Origin of the sequence: Providencia sp. PROV182, assembly GCF_028480325.1 — a bacterium.
GTDB lineage: Bacteria > Pseudomonadota > Gammaproteobacteria > Enterobacterales > Enterobacteriaceae > Providencia > Providencia hangzhouensis.
Genome location: NZ_JAMPOL010000008.1, coordinates 97,828 through 107,789, shown reverse-complemented (window position 1 = coordinate 107,789; position 9,962 = coordinate 97,828). Strand labels below are relative to the sequence as shown.

The following is a 9,962-nucleotide window of genomic DNA, read 5'->3' as shown; positions in this document are numbered from 1 at the left end:
GATCCTCTACCGCCCGAATGTCTCACATTACTCCAGTTTCCTGACCAGCACCGACAGTGAAAACCATCGTTTTATCACGTTTCTCAATGCTTATATGCAAGAGGGGCGAGATGCCGTTTCGTCAGTCGATTACCAAGCTCGTAAACCCTTTTTGTTTTTTGGTAAAAACCCACTTCCTACTGATTTTGAGCAACAGGTCGAACAGATTTTAGCAAAGCTTGATCAGGAGAAAAAACGCAATGCGTAGTCTTGTGAACGGCAGAAAAATTATCTTAAAAAATGATACGACGAATACTGGTGGTACGGTGCTGACAGCTTCTTCTCTCGCCAAGCAAACCCAAGGAGTCGCCTGTGTGGGCGACTCGGTTTATTGTCCTTCATGTAAAAAAAACGGCACTATCGTTGAAGGTGATAGCTTAATGAAAATTAATGGTATCCCTGTTGCGCTAGAAGGTCACAAAGTCGCTTGTGGATGTTCTGGGGGCTGTGTGCTTGTTGCTGTAGGCTAAATGTTAATGTGTTTTAACTTCTCATATAGGTCGCATATCATTGTCACGTGTTGCTGCTTTACTTTGGTTACTCGTTAGTGAGATAAAACTAACCGTTTAAATGGCAAGAATTGAATCCATTAAAAACCATCAATAATTAGTTTATCCCTATGAGTATCTACCTAAAGTAGATATGGTTACTATTCACTCAAGGCCCTTAAAAGGAATTGTATGCAGGATTTACTGGATGTAATTATTGATTTCCTCTCCTCGTTCAAGTGGCGTACTGCAGTAATGATTGTTGCAGGTGTCGCTGTGCTAATTAGCGGATTTAATGATTATTTTGTTATTGGGTTCTTTTCTATCGCTTTAGTGTTGTACTCCCTAGATATCTGGCGGTTTATGGGTAAAACAAGAAAATTAAACAATCCTTTTAAATGACTTAGGATTAAATGTGTTGATACCGATAATTGGGCTTATAACAACGGTCATTATTGATCTTATTTTGATATATTTAATTTTTTGCTGTTTTAAAGGAATTCGAAGTTCGAGTCTTTCAACTGTATTCATCAGGTTTGCTCTTGCATCATGTTGTAGTATCGTGATGTTGTATAGTATTTCAATTAGCTTATTATTCTTAGGCTCATTTATTCGCTAAAGATATAATTATTTTTGGTGCTAAATAATTTAATTAGCAGTGGTTTTTTATCATGTCCTTTACTACCTGAATGTCTAACAAAAAATATTTTAGATAATATTCTTATGGGAAAAAGGCACTGGAAGTATTCACATAGCCATATATTAATTGCTCAAGTAAAACCTGTTATTATTAAGTTGAGTTAGTTATTGCTCTTCTTTTTTAATAATATCTAGTCCATTGGTTGGATCTTTATCCTTGTTTAACCATAAATTATATATTTTAGTCATTTCATGTAGAGCTGGTATTTTCATTTCATTCCGTAGTCAAATTTGAATAAACTTATCTTTTTTGTTTTTCTTTATATAGTCGCGTAAGTAGAATATTTTCCCCTGAGGATTGCATTTTGATACTAATGCATCTAGTACCTCTCTGCGAATTTTGGTGCTAAGAGTAGTAGGATAATATTTTAGATTTTAAAGGACGTATATTTAATTATAACCAATTAAATAAGATACATATATTATTTATATCAAATAAGTTAATGGGTTAGGTAGAGTTCATACAATTAGGTATTAAAATAAATGTGTAAATTCCACGATAAGGAATTAGTATTGTAATTTAGTGTAAATGTTATATTTGTTTTTTATCAATTCAGTATGAATATAAATTATCCAAATAGGATAAGATATGTTTACCAGTATCATTTTGTAAGTTTTAATGTGTTTTTAAAGTAAAATTTGTAAGCAAATTGTCTAACTTTTTTAGAGTTATAAAGTAATATACATAGGTATAGTCACTATGTTTATTTTATTTTTTTTTATTTTCAGATGATAATGTTAACGTTATCATTTGCTGTATAAGGATGAGTGATGAGAATTTAACCTATAGACGGCTAACTGTTAACGTTAACTTAAGCTCTGAGCATTGTGTTTCAGTCTGTGATTAATTGTTTCATTTTATGTGTTTGTAACATGATTAAAGGTTGGTAAAAACAAGTTTTTCAATGGAGAAATATGAACAAAACGGGGTGCAACACGTGTAAGGAGTAAATGGAAAATAATTCATATTTGTGTATTTGAAAAATATAAATTAAATTCAGGTCCATAGCTTGATACTTGATATAGGAAAATAATTAAATTTTATCTCTAATATTAAATTGTCTACTCTAATATTATATTTTCTGGTGATAAAAATGAGAGTTGAAAATGACATATTAAATAGTGCGGCGTCTTCATTTTTAAAAAAATTAAGAAAACAAAATGGTATCACAGAAGGTGAATTAGCCATATTATTAAAAATAAGCCAACAACAAGTCTCAAGGTATGAAAATGGAAAAACACAATTGACCATAGGACGGGTAAATCAATATCTTGAGATATTTGGCTTGGACTGGAATTACTTTACTAATGAAGTAATTAAAAATGCTAAAAGATTAAATGGCATTTAATTGTTTTTTATTAAAATTTAATGCTATTAAATAAGATGGGCGATAATTATATTTTAATTATTATCTGTCGGTAATAAAAACAAACTAAATAAATTAGGAATATATATGAATATTAAAAATAAACTTGCTGTATTATCTGTAGTTGTTTCTTCAATTATTTGTAGTTCAACATTTGCTGCAGAAAATGATCCTCTCCCTGCATTAACAGTTAATGGTGGTAAAGTAACATTTAATGGTGAGATTACATCTGGAGCTTGTGCAATTTCTGGATCAGATACTGACAAAATTGTTACTTTAGATACAGTTAAAACAACAACTTTTACTGCTGCAGACCAACTTGCAATGCGAGCTAAGCCATTCAATATTAATTTGGTTGAGTGTGATACTGCAACTCGTAAATCAGTTCAAATTTCATTCAATGGGCAAACTGTTGATGGTAAGCCTGGTTTATTAGCAAATACTGCTGGTGCAGGCTCTGCGGAAAACGTAGGTCTACAATTGTTTAATCCAGATGGTAGTCCATTAGAAATTGGCGCATTAAGTTCAAACGTTGATTTAACTGATACAACTACTATTCCATTATCTGTTGATTATAAATCAATAGGGGCTGTAGTAACTGCTGGTAAAGTTCAATCTGTAGCTAACTTTATGCTTACCTACAATTAATTTTATTAATGATTGGCCAGTGATGGCCAATCATTAATCATGGAGCTTGTTTATATGCTAAAAAAAATATTCGTTATATTATCTTTATTTTTCTTTTGCCAATCGGTCTATGCTGGCGGAGTCTCACTAGGAGCAACTCGATTAATTTATCCAACTGAAAAAAATCAAATAACATTAAAAATATATAATAGTGATAAAGATGGAAATTACCTTGTTCAATCATGGGTATCGGATGATCATGAAAAAAAAAGTACTGATTTTGTAATAACACCGCCTTTATTTGTAATTAAATCAAATTCAGATAGCTTATTGAATGTTGTTTTTACTGGGGATAAAGAACAGTTACCTAAAGACAGAGAGAAGTTATATTATCTAAACTCAAAAGTTATTCCATCTTTAACAGAACAAGAACAGAAGATAGATAATGCATTATTAATATCAACGACAACTAAAATAAAGCTTATTGTTAGACCTAGTGAAATTAAAGGAAATTCATTTGAGTCATACAAAGATTTAAAATGTAGTTATGAAAATAATAAATTAAGAATTGATAACCCAACTCCATTTTATATGAATTTAGTATCTTTGACTATAAATGGTGTTGAAGTATCAAAAGCAGAAACGATAGCACCAAAAACATTCATCCATATTAATAATAATGATAAGAGTAAAAAATTATTTTTCAATTTCATTAATGACTATGGTGTTCAGATAAAAAATATACAGTGTAACTTTGTTTAATTCTGGAAGTATATCTATGCGAATAATAAGAAAATTTTTTTTGATTAGTCTATTTTTACATTCTAATGACTTACATTCGCAAGATTACTTCAATCCTTTATTTTTAGGTTCTGATGTTTCTTCTATCGATGATTTGTCTTATCTTTCGGCAGGCAATAATGTTACACCTGGAAAATATTTTTTAAACTTGAATGTTGGTGATGGATTTATTAGAAATGTTAGTGTTGAGTTCAAGCAAAGTAGTAATGATAAGAAAGTTATAGCTTGTTTTACAAAAGAAATTGTGAGTTTGATTCCATTTAATAAAGATACTCAAGAAAAAATTAATCTGTCAAAAATAAATGATAATGAGTGTATTGATATTGATAAATACATAAATGATTTTAGCTATAATGTTGACTTGTCAAAGTTAACACTAACACTCTCAATACCACAAATATATCTTAATTCCATTAGATCAACCTTGGCAAGCGAGAATGATTGGGATGATGGTATTTCTGCACTAATGACAAATTACAATTTAAATGGGTCATATTCAAGAAATAATAGAATGAGTAACTATTCTTCTCTGTTTTTGAATTTAAATAATAGGTTGAACTTAGGTGCTTGGCGCATCAGTTCAAACTTATACTATAATCAGAATAAAATAGGGTCAAAATCAAATCATGAATGGAAGTCAAATAATATTTCAATCTTAAGAAATATAAATTCAATTAAAAGTACACTTATTGCAGGACAAACTGTTTTAGGTTCAATGATTTTTGACTCAAATCCGTATATAGGTATCACATTATCTACTGCAAATGAAATGCTACCAGATAGCGAAAAAGGATATAGCCCAACAATTAAAGGTATAGCAGAGTCTAGATCAAAGATAACAATTAAACAAAATGGAAATATATTGTACCAAGAGTATATTAATCCAGGTCCATATAATATTGATAATTTAAACTCTGTTGGTACAAGTGGTGACTATGAAGTTGAGCTAACATCAGGTGAAGGCGTAGTAACAAAGTATATCGTTCCATATTCTTCTTTACCGAATTTACTACGAAAAGGTAGTTATAATTACTCACTTACTTTTGGGCAGCTAGATATAACATCAGCCAAAAAAGATAAGTTTGCTCAAGGGACAATTGGAATTGGCTTACCACTAGATTCAACTCTTTATACGGGATATCAAATTGCGAGTGGCTATCTAGCTACTGGAATCGGTTTAAGTAAAGATATTGGTGCATTTGGAGCTTTATCTATTGATACAATACAAGCACAAGCTAAAATACATGATAAAAAATATAGTGGGGGATCATATAGAATATTGTATGCGAAATCATTTAGTGATATTGGTACAAATATTCAGTTGACAGGATATAGATACTCAACATCTGACTATTATACTTTTAGTGAAGCTAATTACAGAAATAGTTACAAAGGTGAAATAAATGATTACTTATTTTATTCAAGTAATGAAAGGAAAAAGAACAGCTTTCAAGTCAATATTTCTCAAAGTTTAGGTGACTATGGACAATTATATGCATGGGGAAATGTTAATTCATACTGGGGGAGCGACTTAAAATCTAAAAATATTCAAATAGGCTGGAATAAGACATTGTCTCAGTATAATAATATTATACTATCAGCTAGCTATAATAAAAATACGTATAGCCATAATACAGACAATATATTTTACTTATCATTATCTATCCCATTGTCAAATGCGATGGACAAAAATAGAATGTATATTACAAATAGTACCACTGTCAATGACTCAAAGTATAACACTATGACAAGTCTATATGGTACTGCATTAAATGAAAAATTAAATTATAATATTTATCAAACTATAAATAATAATAATGATAATAAATCAAATTTAAATCTACGTTATAAAGCAGATGTAACAGAACTTAGCGCTGGAACATCATTTTCAAATAATTTAAAAGAGCTTGATTATGGAGTCACTGGTTCTGTCCTTGTTCATTCTGGTGGTTTACTTTTTGCTAGAGAGGCAAATGATACTGCAATTTTAGTTGAAGCCAAAGGGGCTGCTGGAGCTAAAGTGGATAAAACAGGTGAAAATATTACTATCAATAATAGTGGTTACGCTTTAATTCCTTACGCAACGGCATATCACTATAATGATATAGGTCTATCACCTGAATCATTAGGGGCAGGTTATGATATTGATGGTAAAATTATAAAAGTAGCTCCGACACGAGGAGCTATCAGTAAAGTTATTTTTGATGTACGTAAAGGGTATAATTTTTTAGTTTCACTTCAGTATCAAGAAAAACCAATTAAATTTGGAACAGTAGTAGTTAATGATTCTGGAAAAAATATATCTATTGTAAATGATGATAGTACAGTTTATTTAACTGGTGTTAAACCTAACTCAAGCTATACAGTAAATATAGATAAAGATAAACTTTGTAAGTTTTCTATTAAATATGATGAAAATGATAAAATGAAGAATATTAACAAAGCTAATGTGGCGTGCCAATAATAGGAACTATATAATGAAAATAAATATTATTTTTTTAGTTATATACTTCATCGGTTTTTTTGCGTACGCAGTCGATGTCACAGTTAATGTTAATGGTGAAATATTAACACAAAGCTGCAATGTGACGGGTAAGGATTTAATTAAAAATATCAATTTTTTAGATTTAAATCCAAGTGATTTTAATCAAATTGGCTCGACTAGTGCTACGCAACCTATTTCAATACATCTCGAGAATTGTTCTGGTAAAGTTAATAATATGTCATATAAATTTTCTGGGGAGGAAGATGATAAAGACCCAACCTTATTGAAAATATTAGGAAAGGCAAACAGTCTTGAAGGTGATATTGCTACCGGACTTGCTATTGAAATATTAGATAAATACCGGAAAAAAATTTCATTAAATACAAAGTATGCTTTGAATGAAGTTATCACAACCCCAAGTTATGACTTGAATTTCTATTTAAGATATAAGTCAACTCAAATAAATATAGGATCAGGTGATGCGTCATCTTTACTTTTTTTGGATATTTATTATGAATAAAATTATTGGGTTTTTAATAATATTCCTACTTCTTCCTAGAGTTGTTTTTAGCGAACAAATAAAAATTAACATTAATGCAAATGTTATGGAGCGTAGCTGCACTGTTTCTAATGATACAGCTAGTTTACTAGTCGGACTTAATCCTAACGATTTGAATGGAAAGCTGGTCGGTATTCCTTTCACTGAAACACCATTTTCAATTGTTCTAGAAAATTGCCCTAAAAATATTAATTCTGCTCATATTATATTTACAGGTGTAAATGATACTATAATGACTAATTTATTAAAAAATTTAGATGAAACAGATGCTGGTGCAAGTAATATTGCAATAGGAATTTATGATAACAATAAAAAAATTATAGATATAAGTAATAATAAAACAACTTTAAAAATTGACCATAACTTAGTGAATAATATTTTTAATTTTTACGCTTCTTACATTAAAACAGGAAATACTTCTTCTGCAGGTAAAGTGCTCTGTATTGCAAATTTCGAGTTGTCTTATGATTAATAGAATATTAATGGCTATATTTTTTGTTTTCTTTATTACCAATGCATTTTCTGGTACAACACTTGTTGGTACACGGTTTTTAATTAATAACGAAAATAAATCATTAAATATAAAAATAATGAATGATGAAAATAGTGATTATTTAATAAAAAGTGAATTAAGTGATAAAAGATTTATCATATCACCACCACTTTTTTTACTTCCTAGAAACAGTAATAGTATTATAACAATATTACCAACAACAGCAATTGATAATATATCAGATGAATTAATTAAATTAACTGTTACATCAATTCCAAAGTCAGATTTAAATAGTGGTGAAAATTCTATTTCTCTAGCGATTCGCTCACATTTTAAAGTTATTTATCGACATCGTAAAATACGAGAAAGTGATTATGATAAAATAAGTTTAATCAATTTTAATAAAGAGTTTTATTTGATTAATAAATCAAAGTTTATTTTTACAATTTCAGTTTCAAAAGATAAGCAATATAATAATGAACGGATAGTAAATATAGTTCCAGAGGAAAAGGTGAAATTAAACGATATTTGTAAAGGTAATACATGCCATATATGGGTTAATTTTTATGATGAGAGTAATGACGTAATTAAATCACTGGATTTATCATATAGTAAAAATTAGGAATTAATATGAAACAATGTAGTACAACGTTTTTTTTTATTGCTTTTTTATTTCAATCGGGTCAAGCTTTTGGTATCCCTGAGTACACGTATAATACTAATTCTATGACTAACATAGAGATCACTGGGCCTGCCGACCAAATACCATTTGGTGAGATTATTAAAAACTCTGGTTCTCGGAGAGGAATAAGCATATGTAATAGTAATAGTATAAACTATACACTTGGTCGAATAGAGTACCAACCAATAGCTCATTGGAATGGGCAATCTTATCAAGCATCACCTTCTCACCCGATGATTTATTTATTTGAAACTGGTATTTCTGGATTTTCATTTTCCCCTATTGGGGGATTTAACGAAAGTTTTGTCCCGTTACCGGTTAAAAATACAGTCGTTTGGGAAGGTAGTTTAAGTAATAATTCACGAATAGCATCTCCTATTAAAGTCACTATAGGTGTTTTTATCTACAAAGGACCGGATAGAATTATTGGAAGTGTGGTGATTCCAAGTCAAAAAATGTATCGATATGCGTGTTATGATGATGTTGGAAATCTGCAAGAGATAGTTAATGTACAATATAACCCAATAACTGTTAATGCTACTGTTTCTAGCTGTGCACCAACAAATAAAATTGTCTCTGTTGAAATGGAAAAAATTCCAGCAAGTATTATTGAAAAGGCAGACGCATCAGAAAATATAAGCCTAAAAAGACAATCATTTTCACTACAATGTGACCCTAATATAAATGTATATGTATCAATTGTTGATTTATCTGATACAACAAATAAAACTACGGTTTCAACGCTAACAGCTGATTCTTCTGCATCAGGTGTTGGATATGCTGTAATAGGTTTAAGCGGACAACGATTACAATTTGGCCCAGATGGCTCTGCTCCAAATATTCCAGGCCAACAGAAATATTATATTCAGCGTTCTGGTACCGCTGAAAAAAATAACCCAATTAGTTTTAGCTTGGGTTTTGGCTATGTACGTAAGCCAGAAGAAGAATTCAAAACGGGAACAGCAAATGCAATGATTGGCTTAACATATTCTTACCAATAATTAGCTGTTTTATATAAAGTTGCAGTTAGTGATAAACTAAATATCTGACTTGAAAATTAGAGTAGGTACATTCTTTAGCGTTGACTCTCTAATAGCTCAGTTTTTTTAGCATTAATGAGAATGGCCATTTTTTATGTTTTACTAGCCCAGTAAACTTGATATATCTATTTAAACCATTTGTAAATTATATAAATCCACACATGAAGGTAGTGTATATGGAAAATAAATCGAAAAACAATGCGCAACAGTTTGAATTGGATATTCAGTTTATGACTCAGGCTTTAGCTTTGGCTACGGATGCGGCGAAAAATGGTAATGAACCCTTTGGTGCGGTATTGGTTAAAAATAACCAAGTCGTTATGACTGGTGAAAATCATATCCATACTGAAAGTGACCCGACCTATCATGCGGAGTTAGGTCTCATACGCCAGTATTGCTCTGAACATAAAGTCATGGATTTATCAGATTATACGCTGTATACCAGCTGTGAGCCATGTTGTATGTGTTCCGGTGCAATGGTATGGAGCCAATTAGGTCGGATGGTTTATAGCCTTTCTCATGATGAACTCGCAGAGATTGCAGGTTTTAATATTATGTTAGGTAGCGATGAGATTTTTGCCAAAAGCCCCTTTAAACCTGAAGTGGTTAAAGGCGTCTTAAAAGAGCAAGCTATTTCTATTTATACGCAATATTTTAAGCCAAATTTATAGCCTTGACTGCA

At 30.5% G+C, this 9,962-nt stretch carries 11 protein-coding genes and 1 pseudogene; all 12 read left to right on the top strand.

Annotated elements, in window-relative coordinates:
• Nucleotides 1–247 (top strand): annotated as a pseudogene (locus tag PR834_RS06885) (hypothetical protein); the annotation flags it as partial.
• The gene (locus PR834_RS06880; protein WP_164565515.1) at nucleotides 240–509 is read left to right on the top strand and encodes a PAAR domain-containing protein; all 270 of its coding nucleotides are present in this window, start codon (nucleotides 240–242) and stop codon (nucleotides 507–509) included. The pseudogene PR834_RS06885 and the gene PR834_RS06880, both read left to right, overlap by 8 nt.
• A 210-nt stretch (nucleotides 510–719) precedes the next feature.
• Entirely contained in the window at nucleotides 720–929 is a 210-nt protein-coding gene (locus PR834_RS06875) for a hypothetical protein (protein WP_110591228.1), read from the top strand.
• Between the two features lie 1,391 nt (nucleotides 930–2,320).
• Complete coding sequence (locus PR834_RS06870; protein WP_004258030.1) at nucleotides 2,321–2,575, top strand: helix-turn-helix domain-containing protein; 255 nt, start codon at nucleotides 2,321–2,323, stop codon at nucleotides 2,573–2,575.
• Between the two features lie 105 nt (nucleotides 2,576–2,680).
• Nucleotides 2,681–3,241: a fimbrial protein gene (locus tag PR834_RS06865; protein WP_110591229.1), complete on the top strand. Its 561-nt coding sequence runs from the start codon at nucleotides 2,681–2,683 to the stop codon at nucleotides 3,239–3,241.
• Nucleotides 3,242–3,295: 54 nt separating this feature from the next.
• Complete coding sequence (locus PR834_RS06860) at nucleotides 3,296–3,982, top strand: fimbrial biogenesis chaperone (protein ID WP_036958017.1); 687 nt, start codon at nucleotides 3,296–3,298, stop codon at nucleotides 3,980–3,982.
• A gap of 16 nt (nucleotides 3,983–3,998) precedes the next feature.
• The gene (locus PR834_RS06855; RefSeq protein ID WP_196725161.1) at nucleotides 3,999–6,485 is read left to right on the top strand and encodes a fimbria/pilus outer membrane usher protein; all 2,487 of its coding nucleotides are present in this window, start codon (nucleotides 3,999–4,001) and stop codon (nucleotides 6,483–6,485) included.
• 13 nt (nucleotides 6,486–6,498) lie between these two features.
• Entirely contained in the window at nucleotides 6,499–7,026 is a 528-nt protein-coding gene (locus PR834_RS06850) for a fimbrial protein (RefSeq protein WP_231136024.1), read from the top strand.
• The gene (locus PR834_RS06845; RefSeq protein WP_196725163.1) at nucleotides 7,019–7,537 is read left to right on the top strand and encodes a fimbrial protein; all 519 of its coding nucleotides are present in this window, start codon (nucleotides 7,019–7,021) and stop codon (nucleotides 7,535–7,537) included. Before PR834_RS06850 ends, PR834_RS06845 begins: the two co-directional genes overlap by 8 nt.
• Before the next feature lie 10 nt (nucleotides 7,538–7,547).
• Nucleotides 7,548–8,180 carry a fimbrial biogenesis chaperone gene (locus PR834_RS06840; protein WP_231136025.1) on the top strand — a complete coding sequence of 211 codons (633 nt, stop codon included), beginning with the start codon at nucleotides 7,548–7,550 and terminating at the stop codon, nucleotides 8,178–8,180.
• An 8-nt stretch (nucleotides 8,181–8,188) separates the two neighbouring features.
• Complete coding sequence (locus PR834_RS06835) at nucleotides 8,189–9,241, top strand: fimbrial protein (protein ID WP_094961051.1); 1,053 nt, start codon at nucleotides 8,189–8,191, stop codon at nucleotides 9,239–9,241.
• A 215-nt stretch (nucleotides 9,242–9,456) separates the two neighbouring features.
• On the top strand, nucleotides 9,457–9,951 hold the full coding sequence (locus PR834_RS06830; RefSeq protein WP_050763755.1) for a nucleoside deaminase: 495 nt from the start codon (nucleotides 9,457–9,459) through the stop codon (nucleotides 9,949–9,951).
• Nucleotides 9,952–9,962: the final 11 nt, after the last annotated feature.